The sequence below is a fragment of the Gordonia sp. PvP123 genome (genome assembly GCF_040547295.1).
GTDB classification, from domain to species: Bacteria; Actinomycetota; Actinomycetes; order Mycobacteriales; family Mycobacteriaceae; genus Gordonia; species Gordonia terrae.
On sequence record NZ_JBEPPN010000014.1, the window covers coordinates 72,802 to 95,731 of the forward strand.

Consider the following 22,930-nt stretch of genomic DNA (forward strand, 5'->3'; position numbering starts at 1 on the left):
TCACTCGGCGCGTCTACGACGGCGTCGGCCGGGACCGTGTCAGGCTCATGACGATGCCTTCCCTCAAGCCGGACCCGACCACGGACAATCTGGCGTCGCAGCTTCGTAACCTGCGGCGATCGCGTCGTGCGCAGCGCACGGCGGCCGAGGGTTCGGCCCGCCAGCTCGCGGTGGTGGCGTTCACCGTTCCCGCGATCGCGCTGGTGACCCTGATCGTCGTCATGCTTGCGGTGCTGCTCTTGGCCGGCAGCGGCCTGACCGGACTCCCGAGCGCGATCGCCTCGGGCTGGTTGGCCATCCACCAGGTGCCGGTGACGATCAGCGGGGTCACCGTCGGCGTGCTGCCGCTGTTGCCGACACTGATCGTCGCCGCCGGTACAGCCCGGCTGACGGCTCGGGCCGTCTCGATCGGCACGAACTCGGCCGAACGCGATCGGCACGATCTGTTCGACCTGGGGGCCGTCGTCTTCTCGGCGGTGATCGGCCCGGTGCTGATCACCGCGATGTCGTTGGCCGTCGTGATGGACGGTGGATCGGTCCTGCCGATCCAGACGCCCAGCGCGCTCGTCGCGTTCCTGTACACGCTGGGCGTGCATGGTGGCGCCGCCCTGGCCGGGATCGTGTGGAGTCGACGCCGGGACTTCGCGGTCCGTGGGCGCGTCTCCCACGCCGATCGTCGAGGCTTCCGATACGGACTGGTCGCGGCACTGATGCTGCTCGTCGCCGGCGCCGTACTCGTGTGCCTGCGCATGCTGATGCGGCACGGGCAGATCGGTGAGCTGATCGAGACCGGTTACGACTTCGACGGATTCCTGGGACTCTGCCTGCTCTCGGTGCTGTATCTCCCGAACGTGATGGTCGCCGCGATGGCGGTGCTCGTCGGTTCCGACGTGCAGCTCGGCGCGATGACGGTCGATCTGTTCACGGTTCGCGGTGGCGCCGTGCCGCCGGTCCCGGTGCTCGCGGTCCTGCCCGACGGGCCGGGCGCCGGAGCCTGGGGATTCGTCGGTCTGCTCGTGCCGGCCGGCGTCGCGGGCTTCGTCGGCTGGCGATGCCGAGACCTCGATCCCATGGCTCATGTGCGTTCGGTGGGAGTCGCCGCGGCGGTGGGGGCCTCGGCGGTCGCCGTCCTGACCGTCGCGGCGGGCGGCACGCTCGGGGAGTTCGGCGACGTCGCCGTCACCGTGTCGGCGGCCGGGGTCTTCACGCTGGGCTGGATCGCGGTCGTCGGCCTGCTGATCGTGCTGGTGTACGCCTTCCTGCCGTCGACCCGCGCAGCCCGCCTCGCCGTCGGCGACGAGTACTTCGACGACCCGCTCGATCCCGGTTACGAGGACGAGTACGTCATCGTCACCGATCTGGACGAGGACGATGAGTACGCGGAGTACTCCGAGTTCGACGACGGTGACTACGAGGATGCCGATCACGACGGTTACGAGTACGACGACGAGGTTGTCGACGACGAGCCTCGCGACGACGAACCTCTCGACGACGCCGATGCACGCGACGACGGTTCCGTGGTCGCCGACTCTCCGTCCGGTTCCGAACCGGCGGCGAACCGCGTGTACGACGACGATCTCGATGAGACCGATCTCGCCGACGATGCGGACTACGACCTCTATCCCGGCTCGCACGGCACGTCCCGGCAACGCTGAGGCGAACCCCGCCGGCAGGGCGCCCGGTGCGCGGCCGGCCCGACGGCGTCGCACCCGGCTCGGGTGGCGCAACGTGCGGCGATTAGTCTCGACGACGTGACATCCCCGACGGCACCCGGCCGCACCCCGCTGGTGGTGATGGCGTCGGGCACCGGTTCGCTGTTGGAGTCGCTGATCGCGCGCGGTGGCGCCGAGGATTCCCCGTTTCGGGTTGCGGCGATCGTCGTCGACCGTGTGTGCCGCGCGCAAGAGGTCGCGCAGCGCAACGAGATCCCGCTCATCACCTGCCGTGTCGCCGACCACGCCGACCGCGCGACGTGGGATCGTGCGCTGACCGAGCAGGTCGCCGCGATCGGACCGGAGTGGGTGGTGACCGCCGGGTTCATGAAGATCCTCGGCCCGGCCTTTCTCGGACGGTTCGGTGGACGTGTCGTCAACAGTCACCCGGCGCTGCTGCCCGCCTTCCCGGGCGCCCACGGTGTCGCCGAGGCACTCGACTACGGCGTCAAGGTCACCGGCGCGACGGTCCACCTGGTCGACGAGGGCGTGGACACCGGTCCGATCCTCGCCCAGCAGGTGGTCACCGTCGATGACGACGACACCGCCGACACCCTGCACGAGCGAATCAAGACGGTCGAGCGCGTGTTGCTCGCCGACGTGGTGGCCGCACTGGTCACCAGAGGAGTAGTCATCGATGGACGAAAGGCCCGCATCCCGTGAACGCACACAGCCCTGACAGTTCTCGTCGACCGATTCGGCGCGCGCTGGTGAGTGTCTACGACAAGAGCGGTCTCACCGATCTCGCGACGGCGCTCCATGCGGCCGGGGTGGAGATCGTGTCCACCGGATCGACCGCGAAGACCATCGCAGGCGCGGGTGTCCCGGTCGTCGAGGTGTCGACGCTGACCGGCTTCCCCGAATGTCTCGACGGGCGCGTCAAGACCTTGCACCCGAAGGTTCACGCAGGCATCCTCGCCGACACCCGAAAGTCCGATCATGTCGCGCAGCTCGACGAGTTGGGCGTCGCCGCATTCGATCTCGTCGTCGTCAACCTGTACCCGTTCACCGCGACGGTGGCCTCGGGCGCGACGCCGGACGAATGCATCGAGCAGATCGACATCGGCGGTCCGTCGATGGTGCGCGGCGCCGCCAAGAACCATCCGTCGGTCGCCGTCGTGGTCGATCCCGAGGACTATGCACGGGTGGCCGAGGCCGTTGCCGCGGAGGGCTTCTCCCTCGCCGACCGGAAGAAGCTCGCGGCAAAGGCGTTCCGGCACACCGCCGACTACGACGTCGCTGTGGCGTCGTGGATGTCGAGCGTCGTTGCGCCCGAGGACGACTCGCAGTTCCCGGCGTGGGCCGGGGCGACCTGGACCCGCTCCGCGGTGCTGCGCTACGGCGAGAACCCGCACCAGGCGGCCGCGCTGTATGTCGGAAACGCCGGCGCCGGCGGGGTCGCGACCGCCGAGCAACTCCACGGCAAGGAGATGAGCTACAACAACTACACCGACGCCGACGCCGCCTGGCGCGCCGCGTACGACTTCGATGCCCCGGCGGTCGCGATCATCAAACATGCGAACCCGTGCGGGATCGCCATCGGTGCCGACATCGCAGAGGCGCATCGGAAGGCGCATGCCTGCGATCCGATCAGCGCCTACGGCGGTGTCATCGCCGCGAATCGCGAGATCACCGTGGAGATGGCCGAGCAGGTCGCCGAGATCTTCACCGAGGTCATCGTCGCGCCCGGTTTCGCCGACGGCGCGCTCTCGGTCCTGACCCGGAAGAAGAACATCCGAGTCCTGGTGGCCACCCCGCCGGCGGCGACCGGGATCGAGACCAAGCCGGTGTCGGGCGGATTGCTGATGCAGCAGCGCGACGTCCTCGACGCCGACGGTGACAATCCGGCCAACTGGAACCTCGTGGCCGGACCGCCGGCCGACAACCAGACTCTCGCCGACCTCGAATTCGCCTGGCGGGCATGTCGTTCGGTCAAGTCCAATGCCATTCTGCTCGCCTCCGACGGTGCGTCGGTCGGGGTGGGCATGGGGCAGGTCAACCGCGTCGACTCCGCGCATCTCGCCGTGCAGCGCGCGGGTGACCGAGCGGCAGGCAGCGTCGGGGCGTCGGATGCGTTCTTCCCCTTCCCGGACGGACTGCAGGTACTGCTGTCGGCCGGGGTGAAAGCCGTTGCCCAGCCCGGTGGATCGATTCGCGACAACGAGGTGATCGAGGCGGCCGACGAGGCGGGCGTGACGCTCTACCTCACCGGGGCGCGCCATTTCGCTCACTGAGCTCGCTCTACTGGTCGTCGCCGGGTTCGGCGCAGGCCTGATCGGCTACATCACCGGGCTGGCCTCGATCGTCAGCTATCCCGCGCTGCTCGCCGTCGGGCTCAGTCCGATCGCCGCCAACGTCACGAACACGGTCGCGCTGGTCGCCGTCGGGGTGGGGAGCACCGCACAGTCGGGACGCTCCCTCCTCGACGGTGACCGGCGGCGTCTGATCATCGGCGCAGTAGCCTCGCTGATCGGTGGCACGGTCGGTGCGGTGCTGCTGCTCTCGACGCCGGCCGAGGCGTTCGAGGCCGTTGTGCCGTTCCTCGTGGCGATTGCCGCGGTCGCGCTACTCGTACAACCCGTCCTGCGACGTTGGGCGACCTCACACGTCGAACGCCCCTGGGTGTTCATCCTGGGATTGACGCTGATCTCGGTGTACGGCGGATACTTCGGCGCGGGGGCCGGGATCATGATCCTCGCGCTGATGCTCGTGGTGACCAGCGAACCACTGTGGCGCGCAGCATTGTCCAAATCGCTGTTCCTCGGCATCGCCAACACGGTCGCCGCCGTCGGATTCATGATCTGGGGACCCGTCGAGTGGTGGGCGGCGCTCGCCATGGCCGTCGGCTGCCTGGCCGGTGGATGGTGTGGTCCGCCCGTGGTGAAACGCCTACCGCCCGGACCACTTCGGATCGTGGTCGGAGTCTGCGGACTCGGCCTCGCGGGGTGGTTGGCGTTCAGCTGAGGCGTCGGCCTGGGGGACGACCGCAGCCGACAACCGCTGCCCCGCTGCTGCCTGATGCGGGAGAACCGCGGACTCGCCGGCACCCGCTGATGCTCCTGGTGGCGAGGACGGAGTAGCGACGAGAATTCGCAGTGCGGCCCGTTCCCGGCCGACGATTCGACCGGGAACGGAGCCGACTGTTGTGTCACTGTGCAGTTGTCAAAGGACGGATGCGGTCCCGAGCAAGCATCGGGTGCGGAAGGTGCTGCGCGAGGGTTCTGGTCGATTGGGAGTGTCAGGCGGCGTTGTCGAGTCGCATGGTGCGTCGGTTGTAGGCGTGGAGTGGTCGGCGTTGTGGGTCGATCGAGGCGGGTGGGATGAGCCAGGGATGGCGGTCGTAGCCGATGACGATGTCCCACCCGTGGTGGTGGACTTGGGTGTGGCAGCGTTGGCAGAGCAGGCAGCCGTTGTCGAGGTCGGTGGGTCCGCCGTCGGCCCAGTGCTCGATGTGATGCACCTGGGTGTGTGACGGTGGTGCACCGCATTTGATGCAGCACTGGTCTCGCACGATCATCGCTCGTCGTAGGTGTGGTGGGAACAGGCGGTGGGTGTGTCCCATCTGCAGGGGTACGCCTTCAGTATCGAGGACGATTTCGGTCAGCGACCCGTCGCACGACAGCTGTTTCGCTGTTGCATGGCTGACGGATCCGGTCCAGGGCAGGGTGGCTGGGTCGGCGCCGGTGGCGGGGATTGTGAGCATGAGTTGTGTCCGTGGGGAACCAACGGTGTCGAGGGTGGCTCCGAGTGCTGCTTGGTCGAGGATCAGCTCGAAGGCGTCGGCGCGGCGTTGTTCCGCGGTGCGTCGATCCTGGGCGCCGTCGGGTTCGGGGCGTGGGCAGGATCGTTCGTCGATCATGGCCAGGAACTTCTCGCCGACGACTTGTGTGAGGTCGGCGCGGATGTCGATGCGTCCGTCGTCGGTGGTGTGGGCGCTGACCGAGTTCAAGGATGAGTCGTCGGCGGTGGGGATGCCGGTGTCGTCGGCGTCGGTGAGGGTGTTGCCGATGGTGCGGGCGTGTTGGAGGACTTGTGTCGGCGTTGCCCCGGAGAGTGCTTGGCCGAGGAGCTCGATTTCGTGCGCCGTCTTGTCTTCGTCGGAAAGAGGTGCCGAGCACCGCTTTTCAATGTGGTTCACTCCGCGGATGATGGCGTCGACGATTTCGGCGGTGAGTCGTCCGTCGGCGGCGTGACGAGCAAGCGTGGGGAGGGTGGGTAGGGCGTCGACGCTGCGCATGACGCGGTGGGCCGAGCTCGGTGCGTGCCCTGATTCGATCAGCATCTTCTTGGTGGTGCTGCCGACCTTTTGTGCGACGCCGAGTTCGTCGAGTTGTGCTGTGTGGGTGACGATCTGGTGGTCGGCGATATTGCGTATGAGTCGAAGTGTGTTCAGTGCGTCGAATGTTGCTGCGCCGGTGGGGTCGTCGGTGGGCGGGGTGGTCTCGATGAGGTGGTCGAGGAGAGTGGCGAGCTCTGGCATGTCTCCACTGTACGGGAACATGCTTTCGATTTCGAGGAAATTCCACAACCGATATTCGCGAAATCATCTACTGTGCACCATATTTCGTCGACTGTGCGTCGTTTCCCGTTGACTATGCGTGGATCGTTCACATGGGTGAACTTCTGTCCCATCCGTCTCGGATTTGGCTCGCTGTCGAACAATTGAGTCCGAGATCTTTGGGCTGAACCCCGTTGCGAACCCTTCGAGGCTCGTCGCTTGCGCTCCTCGCACCTCAGGGGGCGGGGGAGGGCTCGTCGCTTGCGCTCCTCGCACCTCAGGGGGCGGGGGAGGGCTCGTCGCTTGCGTTCCTCGGGGCGCGGAGGTGTCTTGTCGCGCACCTCGGTCGCGAAGGGGGTTTGTCGTTTCGCGCGGCTGAGCGTTTGTGAGACCCTGACCGTTCGGGGGGGGTGAATTGATGACGAACACCGAGACAGCTCGGCCGGGCGGAGGCGACGCCCGCGGTGAGACGCGGTTGAGACTCTTCGGTTTCGAGTACGACGGGTCCGGTTACTGCGCGGAGGTCCTCGACTATTCCGGATGCGATGTGACCACGGTGATCTCGGACGCCGATTACTTCTTCACCGATCAAGGGAAGTTGTGGTCGCTGGCTGTCGTCGAAAATCCGTCCGGTGGTGAGCGTCTGGAGTGGCTGTCGGGATACGACTATCGGCAGCCGGCTCGAACACAGGCCGCGCGGAGAAGACGATCCGATATGCAGATGCGATACCTCGCCTCCCGCGCCGCAGGGTCGCGACCGGTGGTGCTCCCCGACGGACTCCGGCTCATCCGCATGTTCCCCGAGTGGGGCGCGGGGCCGCTCTGGGAGAGCTTCACGGAGAACTATCCCGCCGACCCGTCGCGCTTGGGCCTCGACCCCGAGCTGGCAGCGGCGCTGACCCAGTGGAACGGCGCGTGGAACGCCCGACCACACGACGCCGACCTCGACGTCGAACCGGCGTGGTCGGCCGCCGGACTGGCACTGCATGCTCGCGTCCAGTCCGCGCTGACCGGCGTTGCCGAGGTGGCCGCGCAGTTCGTGTTCTAGGCGATTCACACGGACGCGACCAGAGAAACCCCACGCCACAAGCACATCGCGCCGGATTTGTATGCATCCGGCGATAGTTTTCCTCTCGACGACGAAAACTCTGTTCGTGGGGGTTTGCGATGTCTAGACATGCACGGTGACCTTGTTTGTGGACATCACCCCGGAAGAAGCGGGTGGTGGGGCGGAGCGCACGTCGCCCGGTGGTTCTTCGCGCGTGCGATCACTGTTGACCCGGGTGGGACTCCCGCTGCTGTCGGTGGTGGTGTTCGCTGCGGTGTGGCAGCTCGTCGCCGTGAGCGGGATCTGGAGCGAGACCTTCGTGCCGCGTCTCGGCACGGTGTGGCAGGCCTTCGTCGACATGTCCACCACGCACGACGGCGTCCGCGGTTACGCCGACTACTACTGGTGGGAACACCTGTACATGACCCTGCGCCGGGTCTTCGCCGGCGTGGCCATCGGTGTGATCCTCGGAGTCCTGCTCGGACTGGCGATGGGAACGGTGGTGTCGCTCCGGCGACTGCTCGAACCGTGGCTGACGTTCCTGCGCGCACTGCCGCCGCTGGCCTACTTCTTCCTGCTGGTCATCTGGCTCGGCATCGACGAGGCTCCCAAGATCACGCTGCTGGCCCTGGCCGCGCTGCCGCCTGCCGCGGTGGCGACCACCGCCGCGGTCAGTGCCGCGCCGGTGGGTCTCATCGAGGCTGCCCGCGCGCTCGGTGCGTCGCGGTCCGAGGTGATCCGCGACGTCGTCGTGCCGTCGGCGCTGCCCGAGACCTTCACCGGTGTAAGGCTTTCGGTCGGCATCGCCTACTCCTCGGTGGTCGCGGCCGAGTTGTTCAACGGCATTCCCGGAATCGGTGGCGTGGTCAAGGACGCCAGCAACTACAACAACACACCCGTCGTACTGGTCGGCATCATCGCCATCGGTCTGTCCGGACTGATCATCGACGGGCTCCTTCGAACAATCGAGCACCGAGTGGTGCCGTGGCGCGGAAAGGTCTGAGGGACATGAGAATCACACGCAGGGGGACCGGCTCGAGCCGGCTCGGGCGATCGAACGGACTGCGTTCGCGGTTCGGTGCGGTGCTCGGGGTGATCGCCGCGATGACGCTGATACTCGCCGGGTGCTCGGTCGACAACTCCGGCGACGACAGCAAGCCGACGATCCGGCTCGCCTACCAGTCCTTCCCGAGCGGCGACCTCATCGTCAAGAACAACGGCTGGCTCGAAGAGGCCCTGCCGGACTACAACATCAAGTGGACCAAGTTCGACTCCGGTGCCGACATCAACACCGCATTCGTCGCCAAAGAGGTCGACTTCGCCGCCATCGGCTCCAGTCCGGTGGCCCGCGGACTGTCCGCGCCCTTGAACATCCCGTACCAGGTGGCCTTCGTCCTCGATGTCGCGGGCGACAACGAGGCGCTCGTCGCGCGCAACGGAACCGGGATCAACACCGTCGCCGACCTCAAGGGCAAGCGGGTGGCCACGGCATTCGCCTCCACCGCCCACTACAGCCTGCTCGCCGCGCTCGACCAGGCCGGCGTGAACCCGAAAGACGTGGACCTGATCGACCTGCAACCGCAGGCCTCGCTGGCCGCCTGGCAACGCGGCGACATCGACGCGGTCTACACCTGGCTGCCCACCCTCGACGAATTGCGCCAGGACGGAAAGACTCTCATCGCCAGTCGACAGTTGGCCACCGCCGGCAAGCCCACGCTCGACCTCGGGGTGGTCTCCAGTGACTTCGCCGCGGCGAACCCCGACGTCGTGAACACCTGGCGTCAGGTCCAGGCCCGGGCGCTGACCCTCATCAAGGACGACCCGCAGGCCGCGGCCGACGCCATCGCCGCGCAACTGGGTACGACCCCGGAGGATGCGGCCAACCAGCTGAAGCAGGGCACCTACCTCACCGTCGCGGAGCTCACGAGTCCGACGTGGCTGGGCACGCAGGGCAACCCGGGCAATCTGCCCGAGAATCTGCACAGCGCAGCGGTGTTCCTCGCCGAGCAGCAGCAGATCCCCGCGGCCCCGCCGATCGAGACCTTCCGAGATGCCATCTACACAGAGGGATTGCCGGGTGTCCTCGAGCAGCAGTAGCCAGACCGTCGACACCGGACGCTCCGCGGGTGAGCGCGGCGCGATCCGCCTGCACAACGTGTCCCAGCGGTATGGGACGGGTGCGGACGCGGTGACCGCGGTCGGCCCGGTCGATCTCGACGTCCCGCCGGGGGAGTTCCTGGTGCTGGTGGGTGCATCCGGATGCGGCAAGTCCACCCTCCTGCGGCTGATCGCCGGGTTCGAGCCCGCGACGTCGGGTGAGGTGGTGGTCTCGGGCGCTGCCCCGGTGCCCGGGGTGTCCTCGGGTGTCGTGTTCCAGCAACCGCGTCTGTTCCCGTGGAAGACCGTGGGCGGCAACGTCGATCTCGCACTCAAGTATGCGAAGGTCCCGAAATCCGAACGGGCGGCGCGCCGGGACGAACTCCTCGAACGGGTCGGATTGGACGACACCGCCCACCGGCGCATCTGGGAGATCTCCGGCGGTCAGCAGCAGCGCGTCGCGATCGCCCGCGCGCTGGCGGCCGAGACCTCCCTGCTCCTGCTCGATGAGCCGTTCGCGGCGCTGGACGCACTGACGCGAGAACGGTTGCAGGAGGATGTGCGTGCGGTGAGTTCCGACAACGGACGCACCAACGTCTTCGTCACGCACAGCGCCGACGAGGCGGCCTTCCTGGGCAGCAGGATCGTCGTGCTCACCAAGCGTCCCGGACGTGTCGCGCTCGATCTCACCTCGCCGTTGCCGCGCACCGGCGTCGAACCCGAGGAGCTGCGGGGTTCGCCGGAGTACGCCGCGTTGCGCGCCGAGATCGGAGCCGCCGTGAAGGAAGCCGCAGTGGCCTGAGGCCCGCCCTTTTCCTCACCGTGGGCTCAACCCTGTCCGGCGGCGCGGCGGACGGATAGACAGTACGGGTGTCCACCACCACCGTTCCGCGCGCCACGAGGCCCGGTCGCTCATCGAGCGCTCCGGGGTCACATGGGGGTCCGGTCGGCGGTGGGAAGTGCACTCTCCACTCGATTAACTGGGCGGACGGCTCCCACCACGGTTCGCCGCCGGCGCACCCCGCTCCCACCCTCGCCTTCCTCGACCCGGAGAACGATCCTCATGACCACCACCGCACACCCCGTCGCCACCGCTTCCCGTACTGACGCCGGAACCATCTCCAGCGGAGTCGAATTCGACATCGACGAGTTCGGGCCGAGTTTCGGCGCCGAGATCCGCGGCGTCGACGTCGCATCCGCTTCCGATGCGCAGGTCGCCGCGCTTCGGCAGGCGCTGATCGACTACAAGGTCATCGTCCTGCGCGATCAGGATCTCGACGACGCGGCGCACATCCGATTCGGAAATCGATTGGGCGACCTCACCTTCGGGCACCCGGTGTGGAACAGCGGCGACGTCCCCAATGAGGTCTACTCGCTCGACAGCGCCGACAACGGATTCGCCGACGTCTGGCACACGGACGTCACCTTCATGCCGCGTCCGCCGATGGGCTCGATCCTCCGCCCAGTGGTGTTGCCGCGCAACGGTGGTGACACCAATTGGGCGGACGCCGAGCTCGCGTACCGGTCGCTGTCGGAGCCGATCCGCCGGATGATCGACGGACTCAGGGCCGTGCACGACGGCAACCGCGAGTTCGGTTACTACCTCAAGCAGCGACGCAACGGCCGCGGTAACACGTGGGACGGCGAAGAGGTCACCGAGCTGGTGCCGGTCACCCACCCGGTGGTGCGCATCCACCCCGAGACCGGACGGAAGTCGTTGTTCGTCAATCCCGGCTTCACCTCGCACATCGACGGTGTCTCCGAGGCGGAGAGCCGCGGCATCCTCGACCTGCTCTACGCGCATCTCACCAAGCCCGAGCACATCGTCCGTCACCGCTGGCGTCTGGGCGACCTCGTGCTGTGGGACAACCGGAACACGCTGCACTACGCGAACCGCGACTACGGCGATGCCCGCAGGGTGATGCATCGGATCACCCTGCGTGGCGAGGCGCCCATCGGGCCCGCCTGACCGCACCCACCCTCGACAACTCCCACCCTCGGCCCACCGGCCGGTGGTGGGAGTTGTCGTTTGCGGGGCCCGGGGTTCTCTCCAAGCCGCCCCGGCGGTTATTCAACCAAGGGGTTGACAACGTCCCCGAAGGGGCGCACGATCGTATTCAACCAAACGGTTGAGGAGTTCGAATGGCAGACGAGTTGTCCAAGGTGTTCGCCGCACTCGCGGACCCCACCCGGCGTGACATGGTCGCGCGGCTGGCGGTCTCGGATGCGACGGTCAGCCAGCTCGCCGAGCCGTACGACGTCAGCATCCAGGCCGTCTCCAAGCATCTGAAGGTGCTCGAGGACGCCGGCATGGTGACCCGCACCCGGGAGGCCCAAACCCGTCCGGTCCATCTGGAAGCCGAGGTGTTCGACCTCATGACCAAGTGGATCGAGCGGTATCGGAAGCGGGCGGAGGAGCGCTACCAGCGTCTCGACGCGCTGCTCGCCGAGATGAACGACGGCCCCGAGGCCGACAATCCGACAGCGCCGGACCTCGAGGTCGAACAACCACTCCACAAGGAAGGAAAGGCGTCATGACCGCAACCCAGACCCGCTATCCCGAGGCCGCCATCGAAGCCGATCAGGAGGTGCCGCTGATCCGGATCACCCGCGACTTCCGCGGGACGCCCGCGCAGCTGATGAAGGCCCACACCGATCCCGAATTGTTCGTCCGGTGGGTAGGGCCGGAGGCGATCAGCAGCCGGATCGTCGAGTGGGACGTCCGTGACGGCGGCAGCTGGAGTTATGTCTCCACCCACGAGGGACAGGAGTTCGGATTCCGCGGCTGCTTCCACACCGTCGGCGAGGACAAGATCGTCCAGACGTTCACGTTCCTCGGCATGCCCGACGCGGTGTCGCTGGAGACCCTGTGGTTCGAGGACCTCGGTGACGGCACGACGCGACTCCACGCCCAATCCCTCTGCGACAGTTTCGAAGCCCGCGACGGCTGGCTCGCCTCCGGCATGGAAGTCGGCGTCAACGAGGGCTACGCCGCCCTCGACCGCATGCTGTCCGACGGCACGGTCTGAGTCCCCGGACATGACCATCGCAGACTTGGACGCCGCTGCGAGCCACCGTGACGTCGCCGCCGGTTTTGCGGACGTCGTCGCCGGCGTCACCGACTGGAACGCCCCGACGCCGGTCGACGGATGGGTGGCGCGCGACGTCGTCGCCCACCTCGTCGACTGGTTCACCGGGTTCCTCGCCGCCGGCGGCGTCGAGCTCCCGGCCGGCCCGACCGTCGCCGACGACCCGGCCGGGGCGTGGTCGGCGCATGCGTCGGGGGTTCAGGCCCTTCTCGACGGACCGTCGGCCGAGGACACATTCACCCACCCGATGGCAGGCGAACACCGCCTCGCCGACGCGGTCGACCAGTTCTACACCGCCGACGTGTTCATGCACACCTGGGATCTCGCGCGATCGCAGGGACTGACACCCGACCTCGACGCGGCATTCGCGCGACGCCTCCTCGACGGCATGGCGTCCATCGACGAGATGTTGCGCAGCTCGGGCCAGTACGGCCCGAAGGTCGAGGTGCCCGACGATGCCGACGTGGTGAGCCGGCTGATGGGCTTCATCGGACGCGACCCGGCCTGGACGCCCGCTCCTGCCGGGTAGGCGACCGCAACGGCGCAGACGCAGATCCCAACTCGGAGTAGCGTGGATCAGGTGCCAGAGGACAACGTCACCACCCATGGTTCTCAATCGACCGAAACCCGCCACCCGTCGCCCCGGACCCTCGGCGAACTCCGTGCCAGCGGCCACGTGCAGCGCAGCATCCGCGACGAGATCCGCAACAACCTGTTGTCGGCGCTCCGCGCGGGCCGCGACCCCTGGCCCGGCATCGTGGGCTTCGAGGCGACCGTCATCCCGCAACTCGAGCGTGCGCTGATCGCAGGCCACGACGTCGTGATGCTCGGCGAGCGCGGCCAGGGCAAAACGCGCATCCTGCGCACGCTCGTCGGCCTCCTCGACGAGTGGACGCCGGTGATCACGGGTTCGGAGCTGGGCGAGCACCCGTATGAGCCGATCACCCCGGGATCGATCCGGAAAGCTGCCAACCTCCTCGACGACCTGCCGATCGAATGGCGGCACCGTTCCCAGCGATACAGCGAGAAGCTGGCGACGCCGGACACCTCGGTCGCCGATCTCGTCGGCGACATCGACCCGATGAAGGTGGCCGAAGGGCGGAGTCTCGGCGACCCGGAGACCATCCACTTCGGGCTCATCCCGCGCGCGCATCGCGGCATCGTCGCCATCAACGAGCTGCCCGACCTCGCCGAACGCATCCAGGTGTCCATGCTCAACGTGATGGAGGAGCGCGACATCCAGGTCCGCGGCTACACGCTGCGCCTGCCGCTCGACGTCCTCGTGATGGCCAGCGCCAACCCGGAGGACTACACCAACCGCGGTCGCATCATCACCCCGCTCAAGGACCGCTTCGGCGCCGAGATCCGCACGCACTACCCGCTCGAACTCGACGACGAGGTGTCGGTCATCGAGCAGGAGGCCGACCTCACCGCCAGCGTCCCGACGTTCATCACCGAGATCCTGGCGCGATTCACCCGCTACGCCCGCGATCATCCCTCGATCGACCAGCGCTCGGGGGTCTCGGCCCGATTCTCCATCGCCGGCGCCGAAACCGTTGCCGCGGCCGCACTTCACCGTGCGACCGTCACCGGGGAGGACCAGGCGGTCGCACGCGTCGTCGATCTGGAGTCGGTGATCGAGGTGCTGCGCGGCAAGATCGAGTTCGAGTCCGGTGAAGAGGGTCGTGAACTGGAGATCCTCGAACACCTGATGCGCAAGTCCATCGCCGACGCGGTGCGGGCACATCTGGGCGGAATCGACATGGCGCCGTTGGTCTCCGCGCTCGAAGAGGGCGAACCGGTCGTGACCGGCGATCGCGTGCGTGCGGGCGACCTGCTGGAGTCCATCCCGTCGCCCGACACCACTGCGGCAGTCCTCGACCAGATCGCCGATCGGCTGGAGGCCGACAGCGAGGGGGAGCGGGCCAGCGCTGTCGAATTGGCCCTCGAGGGCCTGTTCCTGGCTCGTCGCATCGGCAAAGAGGCCGACGAGACCGGACAGACGATCTACGGCTGAACGCGCCGCTAGGACAACGAGGAGAACACATGGCGCGCAAGAGCTTCCATCGTTCGCGCTACCAGCGGTACACCGGCGGGCCCGACCCGCTGGCGCCGCCGGTCGATCTGCGCGAGGCGCTGGAGACGATCGGCGAGGACGTGATGGCCGGCGCGTCGCCGCAGCGTGCCCTGCGAGAGCTGCTGCGTCGCGGGACGCCGGACATGCGAGGACTCGACAAGCTGCGCGAACAGATCAACCGTCGCCGGCAGGAATTGCTGAAGAAGCGGAACCTCGACGGCACCTTCGCCGAGATCCGCGAACTCCTCGACCGCGCGGTTCTCGAAGAACGCAAACAGCTCGCGCGTGACCTCGACGACGACGCCCGGTTCGCCGAGATGCAGATCGGCAGTCTCCCGCCCTCGACCGCACAGGCCGTCGAGGAACTGTCGGAGTACGACTGGCGCAGCCCGCAGGCTCGCGAGGACTACGACAAGATCAAGGACCTGCTCGGCCGGGAACTGCTCGATCAACGTTTCGCGGGCATGAAGGAAGCGCTCGAGGGTGCGAACGAGCAGGATCGGCAACGGATCTCGGAGATGCTCGGGGATCTGAACAAGCTCCTCGAGGCGCACAACCGGGGTGAGGACACCGCGGAGGCGTTCGACGAGTTCATGGAAAAGCACGGCGAGTTCTTCCCGGAGAATCCGCGCAACACCGAAGAACTCATCGATTCGCTCGCCCAGCGGGCGGCCGCGGCGCAACAGTTCTACAACTCGCTGACCCCTGAGCAACGGGCCGAACTCGATCAGCTGGCGCAGCAGGCGTTCGGCTCGCCCGACCTGATGAACCAACTCGCGCAGATGGATTCGCAACTCCGGGCGGCCCGGCCCGGTCTCGACTGGGACAACGCGCAATCCTTCTCCGGCGATCAGCCGATGGGACTGGGTGAGGGCGCCGCCGCCCTGCGTGACATCTCCGAACTCGAAGCGCTCTCCGAGCAGTTGTCGCAGCAGTACGCGGGCGCGCAGATGGACGACATCGACCTGGATGCGCTCGCCCGCCAGCTCGGCGACGATGCGGCGGTCGACGCCCGGATGCTGGCCGAGCTCGAGAAAGCACTGTCCGAACAGGGATTCTTCGACCGCACCGCCGACGGGCAGCTGCGCCTGAGTCCCAAGGCGATGCGTCAGCTCGGTCAGTCGATCTTCCGGGACATCGCCGAACAGCTGTCGGGCCGCCGCGGCGATCGCCAGACCCGCCAGACCGGGCTGCTGGGTGAGCCGACCGGCGCCTCCCGTGAGTGGGAGTTCGGTGACACCGATCCCTGGGATGTCACCCGCACCGTCTCGAATGCGGTGCTGCGCACCGTCTCCGAGACCACCGAGCCGTCCTTGGCGACTTCGGAGATGGCGCGGTCGGGTGTGCGCATCGATGTCCGCGACGTCGAGGTCTCGGAGACCGAGAGCCGGACACAGGCGGCGGTCGTGCTCCTCGTCGACACATCGTTCTCGATGGAGATGGAGGGCCGGTGGACGCCGATGAAGCGCACCGCGATCGCCCTGAACCACCTGATCTCCACCCGTTTCCGCAGCGACGAGCTGCACCTCATCGCGTTCGGCAGGTATGCGCGCTCGATCGACATCGCCGAGCTGACCGGACTGCAGCCGCGCATGGAGCAGGGCACCAACCTGCACCACGCGCTGCTGCTCGCGCAGCGGCACCTCCGACGGTTCCCGAATGCTCAGCCGGTGGTCCTGGTGGTCACCGACGGTGAGCCGACCGCGCATCTCGACCCCAGCGGGGAACCGTTCTTCTTCTATCCACCGCACCCGCAGACCATCGCGCTGACCGTCCGCGAACTCGACCATGTCGCCCGAATCGGCGCACAGGTCACGTTCTTCCGGCTCGGCGAGGATCCTGGGCTGGCGCATTTCATGGACCAGATCGCGCGCCGGATCGGCGGACGCGTGGTGGCACCGGGTGTCGACGGTCTCGGCGCCGCCGTGGTCGGCGACTACCTACGGGCTCGAAAGGGCCGTCGCCGCGGCTGACTCCGATCAGCCTCCGCCGCCGCCGCGCGACGACGTACGACGGATGGCGTCGTCAAGCCGTCGCCGGTTTTCGGCCGGCGACGATCCAGAGCACGATGCCCACCAGCGCGAGCAGACCACCGAGTCCACCGCCGAAGACCGCCAGCAGCACACCCCCGACGCCGCTGAAGATGCCGGATGCGTCCAGCGATGCGACGACGGCGGGCGAATCGCATCGGAACGAGTAGGTGCCGGATTCGACGACCTCGAAGGAGTCGAACGATTCGACTCCGGAGCCGTCGAAGGTGAACTCGGTTGTCGTGTTCGTCCCCGGTGCCAGCGCGGCGGGACCGGTGATCTCGCAGGCGGGCACGTCATTCGAGGCGCTGGTGCTGAACAACTGGAACTCGTCGCCGGCGTCGTAGTACTGCTCGGCGGTGGGATCGACCTGGAACGCCTTGTCCGCCTGGTCGACCACGTTCCCGATGCCGGCGACCGCGAGGATCACCCCCACCGCGACGGACAGGACCAGGATCACCACACCGACCAGCGTGAGGATCTTTCCCCATCGTCGCATCCCGGCGCGGTCCTTGCGCGGCGGAGGGGGCGGCGGGTAACCACCGTAGGGGCCGGGTTGCCCGAAGCCCCCCGACGATTCGTATCCGCCGCCAGGGATAGGCGGCTGCTGGGGATATGGGGAGCCGTACGGCGACTGGTGTCCCGAGGGGGTCGGTCCCGGCTGGCCTGCGCCGGGCCGGCCCGGGTCGTGGGGCTGGCTCATCTTCGCCTCCGATGGTCGCCGGCCGGCCGTCCCGCCCGGACCTGACGAATTATGCCGCTCAGCGGGGGCTTTCGTCGGCCGGTTGGGCAGCCGGGTCGTCGTGACGAGAGCGCGGCCCGCTCGGCACTCGGGGTCGACTCCGGGAAAGATCAGGGTGGTCGAGCAGGACTCGGCCCACTAGGGTCTGCAGACGTGACCGAACCCGGCGAACTCCCGATTCCCGACGACCGTCGAGCCCGGCTCCGTGCCGCGGACGCGGACCGCGAACTGGTCCACGAGATCCTCTCCGCCGCCATGGCGCACGGCAGTCTCTCACCTGTCGAGTACGAGGAGCGCGCCGGAAAAGCGGTGCTCGCCAAGACCTTCGGTGATCTCGATGCACTGACCGACGATCTGCCGGTCGCGCAGCTCGGCGTCGCCATGCCCGCGGCCAGCTTGTCACCCGGGCCGCGGGTGACAGGTGGGAGCTCGGATGCAGCCGTCCGTCACCGACTGGCGATCATGTCCGGAAGCGAGTTGTCGGGGACAGCGGTGGTCGCCGATCAGCTCACCGCCACCGCCATCATGGGCGGGGTCGAACTCGACCTGCGGGAGGTGGAGTTCACCGCTCCGGTACTGACGGTGCAGTGCGTGGCGATCATGGGCGGCGTCGAGATCAAGGTGCCCGACGGGGTCACCGTCGAGATCGGGGGACTCGGCGTCATGGGTGCTTTCAGCGGCAGATCGCAGAAGGCGTCTCGCCCCGGTGCACCGGTCGTGCGGGTGACGGGACTCGCGCTGATGGGCGGCGTCGACGTCAAGTACGTGCCCCGCGACGAGCCGGACGCCTGACCGGTCACGCGAGCAGGAGCGCGACCACCATGATGGTCGGAATCGACGCGAGGGTCGTGATCAGCGCCGTGTCCCGGGCGAGGATCTGCCCGCGCCGGTAACGGGTGGCGTACACCAGGACGTTCTGTGCCGTGGGCAACGCCGCGATGACGACCTGGGCGAACAGGGCCTCGCCCTGCTGTCCGAAGCCCCAGCGGGCGACCACGTACACGGTGATCGGCATGACGATCATCTTCAGAACACTCGCCAGCGCGATGTCGCGGCGGGGGCTCTGCCCCTTCTTGAACACCGCGACGCCGGTCAGCGACAACCCGAACGCGAGCAGGGCCGCGGGTACCGAGGCGTCGCCCAGCATCTTCAGCGGCGACATGACCGCGGCCGGCGGCGTCCAACCGATCAGCGAGAGAGCCAGTCCGGCGAGTCCGCCGACGACGATCGGATTGGTGATCGGGGCGACCAGGGAGTCCCGCAGGAGTGAGCGCCCCGAGTCGCGGTCGAGTGCGGTGAGATCGAGTGCGAGCAGTGCCACCGGTGAGTAGATCAGGATCTGGAACAGCAGCAACGGCGCGATGAACGACGCGTCGTCGAGCACGAAGATGGCGATCGGCAGTCCGAGATTCACACTGTTCACGTAGGACGCCGACAGGCCGCCGATCACGAGTTCGGGGACCGCGCGTCGAAGCCAGAGTCTGGCGATCACCACGTAGACGACGCCCATGAGGAATGCGGTGCCACCGGCGATCACGAGCGTCGCCGAGAAGACGACCGACAGGTCGGAGGTGACCATCGAGTGGAACAGGAGTGCCGGGGTGAAGACGAAGAACACCAGGCGGGACAGGACTTCGTGCGCATGGTCGCCGATGACACGCGTGCGCCCGAGGACGTAACCCACCCCGACTACAATGAAGATCACCGTGAAGCCGGAGATGACGCCAGACACCGGTCGAGTCTAGTCGTTAGGCTGGTGAACACATTGTGTCGGATCTACATGGGGGTTGTGCGTGAGTTATCCACCGGGACAGGGTTCGGGCCAGGGCCAGGACGACTGGGGTACGGTGCCGAGTTCGGGGTCCTCGGGCAGTTCCGGCCCCAACCTCAGCAAGGGTGACCAGGGCCAGGGTGCCGCTCCGGAGTACGCGCCGACCGAGTACGGCCAGACCTACCAGCCGGGCCCGTCGTCGGACCCCTACGGCCAGAATGCATACGGCCAGAACCCCTACGGGCAGAACCCGTCCGGCCAGAACGTCTACGGCCAGGACCAGTACGGCCAAAGTGCTTACGGATCGCCGGCCGGCGGCCAGGGGTACGGGACGCCGGGCCAGGACCCCTACACGCAACCGCCCGGCGGAACCTACGGTCAGTACAACGATCCGTACCAGGCAGGCCAGGCGCCCGCCTACGGCAGTGCGTACGGGTCGCAGAACCCGTACGGCGCAGCGCCCTACGGCGGCGGTTACGGATACGCGCCACCGCAGAAGAGCACCAACGGCAAGGCCATCGGGGCGTTGATCTCGGGAATCGTCGGGCTGGTGATGCTCGCCGCGTGCTTCCTCATCTCGTTCCCGGTCGGCATCGCCGCGGTGGTCCTCGGTGTCATGAGCCGACGCGAGGTCGAGCAGGCGGGGGACACGCAGACCGGATCGGGCATGGCACTCGCCGGGATCATCACCGGCGCTCTCGCCATCGTCGGCGCGATCGTGTGGGTCGCCATCATCATCGTGGCCATCGCGGCCGGGAATTCCACGGACTCCGTCTACTACTACTGAACGAATCTTGGGCCGTTCCGGGGTCGTGATCATCGACTTCGGCCCAGTTCGGAGCCCCTTTTCACTAAGCTGTGCAAGATGCACGGCCGGGTGGGCGTGCACGCATCTCCCCGCGTCGTCCTGCTGCGGCGCGGCATGGTGAAAGGCATCCGATGACCACTCCGACCGAGGGCAGCGATCCGACGGATCCGGCCTCATCACCCAGACCGCCCACGGACTCCTCGGCGACCGACCCGTCGCCGTGGGAACCGACCCAGAAGGCGTCGGTTCCCGACGCCGCGCCGGACTCGGTTCCGGTGACCTCGACACCCGGGGCCGGGCCCGATGACACGGAGATTCCCGAGTCGCACAGTCCGGCCGACGGTGTCACCCAGGTCATCCGCACCGACGGCGTGTCGAATCCGCAGTCTGCGCAGCCGGTTTCGCCGCCACCCACCGCAGGCGGCCCGCCACCCTCCGGCCCGCCCCCGTCCGGTTATGGCTCGACCCGCGTGATCTCGACGCGGCCGCCTTCGGGACCGCCACCGGGACCGCCGCCGCCTCCTCGGCAGGGCCCTGGCCCGGAGCGGGGATTCGGTCCGGAGCAGGGATTCGGCCCGCAGCATGGTCATGTCCAGCAGCCGGGCCACGGTCAGCACCCGGGTCACGGCCAGTCCGGCCGGCCGGGCTACGGCCCCCCGCCGGGTTACGGCCAGGCCCCGCAGGGGCCTGCTCCGGGTCGGCACGGGCAACCGTTCCCCCCGCCCGGCGAGGGCCGCTCTGCCGAACAGGGTCCGGCCGAACCGCGCTCCGCCGATCCGTCTCAGGGCGGCGCAGACGGCTCGTCGACCAACACACTGGCCGTCGGCGCCCTCGTGGCCTCGCTGCTGGGTCTGCTGTGCAGCGGGATCGGCGGCATCGTCGGACTGGTGCTCGGGATCGTCGCACGCAAACAGATCGCGGCGTCGGGCGGAAGACAGACCGGCGACGGTATCGCGCTCACCGCGATCATCATCGGCGCGTTCATCCTTGTCGTGTGGATCGCGTACTGGCTGGTGATCGCACTGACCGACCTGCAGTCGCCGTGGAGTTACTTCTGAGAAGTGCACGATCGGAGGCCGATGGGTCGGCCATTTTGGAGCTGGACGTCCTCGCCAGGTAGTCTGGTCCAGTTGTGTGCCGCGGCCGCGTCGGGTCGACGGGCGCACTCAGGGGCCGACCAGTGACGCATGGCGTCGCCATCGACCACGCAGACCACAGTAGGAGAAGGGCTCAACCATGGCTGTACCGAAGCGCCGGATGTCGCGGGCGAACACCCGTAGCCGTCGTTCGCAGTGGAAGGCGGAAAACCCCGCACTGCAAGAAGAGAAGGTGAACGGCGTCCCCGTGCGGATTCCGCGTCGTCTGGTCAAGGCGGCTCGCGCCGGCCTCATCGACCTGGACCGTCGCTAGCCGCGTTCGGTCGCCGTTCCGGCACCGCACTGACATACCGATGACCGCCTCCGGTCCCACCGGGGGCGGTCATTCGTGTGCCGGTGGTCGTCCCTGTTCCTGATCCAGAGGTGATCTCGTGCTGCTCGACGTGCTCAACTTCGCGGGTATCGCGGTGTTCGCGGCGTCGGGTGCGATGCTCGGGGTCCGCAAGGACTTCGATATGTGGGGGATCATCACCGTCGGCGTCCTCACCGGTGTCGGCGGCGGGGTCCTGCGTGACGTACTCCTCGGGATCACCCCGCCCGCATCGATCAACGGATGGGGTCCGATCGTCACCGCGACCATCGCCAGCCTCGTCGTCTTCTTCTTCCATCCCGCGTTCACCGCTCTGCACCGGTCGATCCTGGTGCTCGACGCCTTCGGGATGGGGCTCTTCGCCGCGACCGGGGCGAGCATCGCCCTCGACGTCGGGGCGAGCGCCTTCGCCGCGACGACCGTCGGTCTCCTCACCGCGGTCGGCGGCGGGATGCTCCGCGACGTGATCTCCAATGAGGTCCCGCTCCTCCTCCAGCCGTCCGACCTCTACGCCGTGCCGGCGGTTCTCGGTGCCGCCGTCGTCGCCGTCGGTGCCACGTATACCTCTGCGCCGCACTGGATCTGGCTCGTCGTCGGGTCGGTTCTCGCGACCGGTCTCCGGCTGGTGAGTCTGCGGTTCGCGCTGAAGCTTCCGACTGCGCGACGGTAACGCCCCGCAAACCCACCCCTTTTCCGTGGACCCACCCGGGCCGAGCGCGGTGACTTTGCGGAAAAAGGGTGGGTCTGCCGGTCACTCGAATCCGCCGAGTCGAAGCGCCTTCGTGATCTGCTCGTAGAAGCGGGCCTTGTCGGCGAGGTCCGGCCAGGTCCACCGGACGACGATGTACCCCTGCGCACGCAGCTTGTCCTCACGCGCCTTCTCGTTGACCACCGTCTGCCAGGCGGGCTCGTTGCCCACGCCGCCGCTGTACTTGATCATGCCGTCGAACTCGCCGATCACCCTGGTGGTCAGCAAGAAGTCGACGCGAGCGATGAACCTGCCGTGGTCGTCGACGATCTCCACCTGCTGTCGCGGTACCGGTAGGTCGGAGAACTCGAGCATGATTGCACGACTGAGGGATTCGCCGACGCTTTCCGACGACGCGTTCGCGTGCGCCATCGCTCGGCGAAGCATCTCGACTCCTTGAATCCTCGGCACGAGTCGAGGATCCGTCTCATCCGGTCTGGATCGGCATCGCGTCGAAGGGCGGCATCGAGCACCGCGAGGGCCTGCCGGTTGGTTCCCAGGCGGGCGACATCGCACGCCGTGCGCTCGATGGACGTCACCGTGACCCCGTCGATGACCTCGATGTCCTGGGGGTTGACGGCGGCCTGATGTCTGACGATGTTCCTGGCCCGTTTCCCGACTCTCGGCGACGTCACATGAACCTGCGACAGGTCGGGCCCGTAGGTCCATTCGTGTCAGACGCACGAACGCCCCGTCCGGACCCAACTTCCGACAAACCCACCCAATTTCCGTGAATCCACCAGGTTTAATGGACTGGTCCCCAGGAGTTGGACTGGTAATTCGGGAGGTTACGCCACGAGGGTCTGAGTCCGGTATTGCACCGGGCTTAGACCCTCGAGGCGT

Annotated in this window: 23 protein-coding genes and 1 pseudogene; 19 read left to right on the top strand and 5 right to left on the bottom strand. The window is 67.6% G+C overall.

Annotated features, from left to right (window positions below; genetic code table 11):
* The first annotated feature begins 53 nt into the window (after nucleotides 1–53).
* The 4 genes from ABIC25_RS22750 to ABIC25_RS22765 all read left to right on the top strand — a co-directional run bounded on the left by ABIC25_RS22750 (nucleotide 54) and on the right by ABIC25_RS22765 (nucleotide 4,676).
* Entirely contained in the window at nucleotides 54–1,655 is a 1,602-nt protein-coding gene (locus tag ABIC25_RS22750; RefSeq protein ID WP_354563276.1) for a cell division protein PerM, read from the top strand.
* Between the two features lie 96 nt (nucleotides 1,656–1,751).
* Nucleotides 1,752–2,375, top strand: a complete 624-nt coding sequence (purN, locus tag ABIC25_RS22755) for a phosphoribosylglycinamide formyltransferase (protein WP_064571217.1) — start codon at nucleotides 1,752–1,754, stop codon at nucleotides 2,373–2,375.
* Complete coding sequence (gene purH / locus ABIC25_RS22760) at nucleotides 2,372–3,946, top strand: bifunctional phosphoribosylaminoimidazolecarboxamide formyltransferase/IMP cyclohydrolase (protein ID WP_101820355.1); 1,575 nt, start codon at nucleotides 2,372–2,374, stop codon at nucleotides 3,944–3,946. The genes purN and purH overlap by 4 nt, the downstream gene beginning before the upstream one ends.
* The gene (locus ABIC25_RS22765; protein WP_081486988.1) at nucleotides 3,933–4,676 is read left to right on the top strand and encodes a sulfite exporter TauE/SafE family protein; all 744 of its coding nucleotides are present in this window, start codon (nucleotides 3,933–3,935) and stop codon (nucleotides 4,674–4,676) included. Before purH ends, ABIC25_RS22765 begins: the two co-directional genes overlap by 14 nt.
* Before the next feature lie 274 nt (nucleotides 4,677–4,950).
* On the opposite strand, the gene ABIC25_RS22770 is transcribed toward ABIC25_RS22765, so the two are convergent.
* Complete coding sequence (locus ABIC25_RS22770) at nucleotides 4,951–6,213, bottom strand: HNH endonuclease (protein WP_354563279.1); 1,263 nt, start codon at nucleotides 6,211–6,213, stop codon at nucleotides 4,951–4,953.
* A gap of 415 nt (nucleotides 6,214–6,628) precedes the next feature.
* Here ABIC25_RS22770 and ABIC25_RS22775 point away from each other — a divergent pair, with 415 nt between their 5' ends.
* The 10 genes from ABIC25_RS22775 to ABIC25_RS22820 all read left to right on the top strand — a co-directional run bounded on the left by ABIC25_RS22775 (nucleotide 6,629) and on the right by ABIC25_RS22820 (nucleotide 16,494).
* Nucleotides 6,629–7,258, top strand: a complete 630-nt coding sequence (locus tag ABIC25_RS22775; RefSeq protein WP_354563280.1) for an immunity protein CdiI family protein — start codon at nucleotides 6,629–6,631, stop codon at nucleotides 7,256–7,258.
* 136 nt (nucleotides 7,259–7,394) lie between these two features.
* The gene (locus ABIC25_RS22780) at nucleotides 7,395–8,261 is read left to right on the top strand and encodes an ABC transporter permease (RefSeq protein WP_033203691.1); all 867 of its coding nucleotides are present in this window, start codon (nucleotides 7,395–7,397) and stop codon (nucleotides 8,259–8,261) included.
* Nucleotides 8,262–8,266: 5 nt separating this feature from the next.
* Nucleotides 8,267–9,355 (top strand): taurine ABC transporter substrate-binding protein, encoded by a 1,089-nt coding sequence (locus ABIC25_RS22785; RefSeq protein ID WP_435529122.1) that lies wholly within the window; start codon nucleotides 8,267–8,269, stop codon nucleotides 9,353–9,355.
* Nucleotides 9,336–10,157 carry an ABC transporter ATP-binding protein gene (locus ABIC25_RS22790; RefSeq protein ID WP_354563282.1) on the top strand — a complete coding sequence of 274 codons (822 nt, stop codon included), beginning with the start codon at nucleotides 9,336–9,338 and terminating at the stop codon, nucleotides 10,155–10,157. Before ABIC25_RS22785 ends, ABIC25_RS22790 begins: the two co-directional genes overlap by 20 nt.
* 261 nt (nucleotides 10,158–10,418) lie before the next feature.
* On the top strand, nucleotides 10,419–11,324 hold the full coding sequence (locus ABIC25_RS22795; RefSeq protein ID WP_354563284.1) for a TauD/TfdA dioxygenase family protein: 906 nt from the start codon (nucleotides 10,419–10,421) through the stop codon (nucleotides 11,322–11,324).
* A 173-nt stretch (nucleotides 11,325–11,497) separates the two neighbouring features.
* The gene (locus ABIC25_RS22800; protein ID WP_248644933.1) at nucleotides 11,498–11,893 is read left to right on the top strand and encodes an ArsR/SmtB family transcription factor; all 396 of its coding nucleotides are present in this window, start codon (nucleotides 11,498–11,500) and stop codon (nucleotides 11,891–11,893) included.
* Nucleotides 11,890–12,384: an SRPBCC domain-containing protein gene (locus tag ABIC25_RS22805; protein ID WP_004020069.1), complete on the top strand. Its 495-nt coding sequence runs from the start codon at nucleotides 11,890–11,892 to the stop codon at nucleotides 12,382–12,384. Before ABIC25_RS22800 ends, ABIC25_RS22805 begins: the two co-directional genes overlap by 4 nt.
* 10 nt (nucleotides 12,385–12,394) lie before the next feature.
* Complete coding sequence (locus tag ABIC25_RS22810; protein WP_248644934.1) at nucleotides 12,395–12,973, top strand: maleylpyruvate isomerase family mycothiol-dependent enzyme; 579 nt, start codon at nucleotides 12,395–12,397, stop codon at nucleotides 12,971–12,973.
* 42 nt (nucleotides 12,974–13,015) lie between these two features.
* Entirely contained in the window at nucleotides 13,016–14,461 is a 1,446-nt protein-coding gene (locus tag ABIC25_RS22815) for a sigma 54-interacting transcriptional regulator (RefSeq protein ID WP_004020067.1), read from the top strand.
* A gap of 29 nt (nucleotides 14,462–14,490) precedes the next feature.
* On the top strand, nucleotides 14,491–16,494 hold the full coding sequence (locus ABIC25_RS22820; RefSeq protein WP_354563286.1) for a vWA domain-containing protein: 2,004 nt from the start codon (nucleotides 14,491–14,493) through the stop codon (nucleotides 16,492–16,494).
* 52 nt (nucleotides 16,495–16,546) lie between these two features.
* Here the strand turns inward: ABIC25_RS22820 and ABIC25_RS22825 are convergent, their stop codons facing one another.
* Nucleotides 16,547–17,050 carry a hypothetical protein gene (locus ABIC25_RS22825; RefSeq protein WP_354563288.1) on the bottom strand — a complete coding sequence of 168 codons (504 nt, stop codon included), beginning with the start codon at nucleotides 17,048–17,050 and terminating at the stop codon, nucleotides 16,547–16,549.
* Nucleotides 17,051–17,446: 396 nt separating this feature from the next.
* Between ABIC25_RS22825 and ABIC25_RS22830 the strand changes: the two genes are divergently transcribed.
* Nucleotides 17,447–18,085, top strand: coding sequence for a DUF1707 SHOCT-like domain-containing protein (locus ABIC25_RS22830; RefSeq protein ID WP_004020064.1), 639 nt, complete (start codon nucleotides 17,447–17,449; stop codon nucleotides 18,083–18,085).
* A 4-nt stretch (nucleotides 18,086–18,089) separates the two neighbouring features.
* On the opposite strand, the gene ABIC25_RS22835 is transcribed toward ABIC25_RS22830, so the two are convergent.
* Complete coding sequence (locus tag ABIC25_RS22835; protein ID WP_033203689.1) at nucleotides 18,090–19,025, bottom strand: AEC family transporter; 936 nt, start codon at nucleotides 19,023–19,025, stop codon at nucleotides 18,090–18,092.
* Between the two features lie 61 nt (nucleotides 19,026–19,086).
* Here ABIC25_RS22835 and ABIC25_RS22840 point away from each other — a divergent pair, with 61 nt between their 5' ends.
* The 4 genes from ABIC25_RS22840 to ABIC25_RS22855 all read left to right on the top strand — a co-directional run bounded on the left by ABIC25_RS22840 (nucleotide 19,087) and on the right by ABIC25_RS22855 (nucleotide 22,009).
* Nucleotides 19,087–19,851, top strand: coding sequence for a DUF4190 domain-containing protein (locus ABIC25_RS22840; RefSeq protein WP_354563289.1), 765 nt, complete (start codon nucleotides 19,087–19,089; stop codon nucleotides 19,849–19,851).
* A gap of 152 nt (nucleotides 19,852–20,003) precedes the next feature.
* Nucleotides 20,004–20,930 (top strand): DUF4190 domain-containing protein, encoded by a 927-nt coding sequence (locus ABIC25_RS22845; RefSeq protein ID WP_354563291.1) that lies wholly within the window; start codon nucleotides 20,004–20,006, stop codon nucleotides 20,928–20,930.
* Between the two features lie 178 nt (nucleotides 20,931–21,108).
* Complete coding sequence (rpmF, locus tag ABIC25_RS22850; RefSeq protein ID WP_004020060.1) at nucleotides 21,109–21,282, top strand: 50S ribosomal protein L32; 174 nt, start codon at nucleotides 21,109–21,111, stop codon at nucleotides 21,280–21,282.
* Between the two features lie 118 nt (nucleotides 21,283–21,400).
* The gene (locus tag ABIC25_RS22855) at nucleotides 21,401–22,009 is read left to right on the top strand and encodes a trimeric intracellular cation channel family protein (protein ID WP_101820370.1); all 609 of its coding nucleotides are present in this window, start codon (nucleotides 21,401–21,403) and stop codon (nucleotides 22,007–22,009) included.
* 81 nt (nucleotides 22,010–22,090) lie between these two features.
* Here the strand turns inward: ABIC25_RS22855 and ABIC25_RS24985 are convergent, their stop codons facing one another.
* Together ABIC25_RS24985 and ABIC25_RS24990 are read right to left on the bottom strand one after the other, a co-directional pair.
* Nucleotides 22,091–22,474 (bottom strand): hypothetical protein, encoded by a 384-nt coding sequence (locus tag ABIC25_RS24985; protein WP_435529123.1) that lies wholly within the window; start codon nucleotides 22,472–22,474, stop codon nucleotides 22,091–22,093.
* 83 nt (nucleotides 22,475–22,557) lie between these two features.
* A pseudogene (locus ABIC25_RS24990) lies at nucleotides 22,558–22,722 on the bottom strand (hypothetical protein); the annotation flags it as partial.
* Nucleotides 22,723–22,930 lie beyond the last annotated feature (208 nt).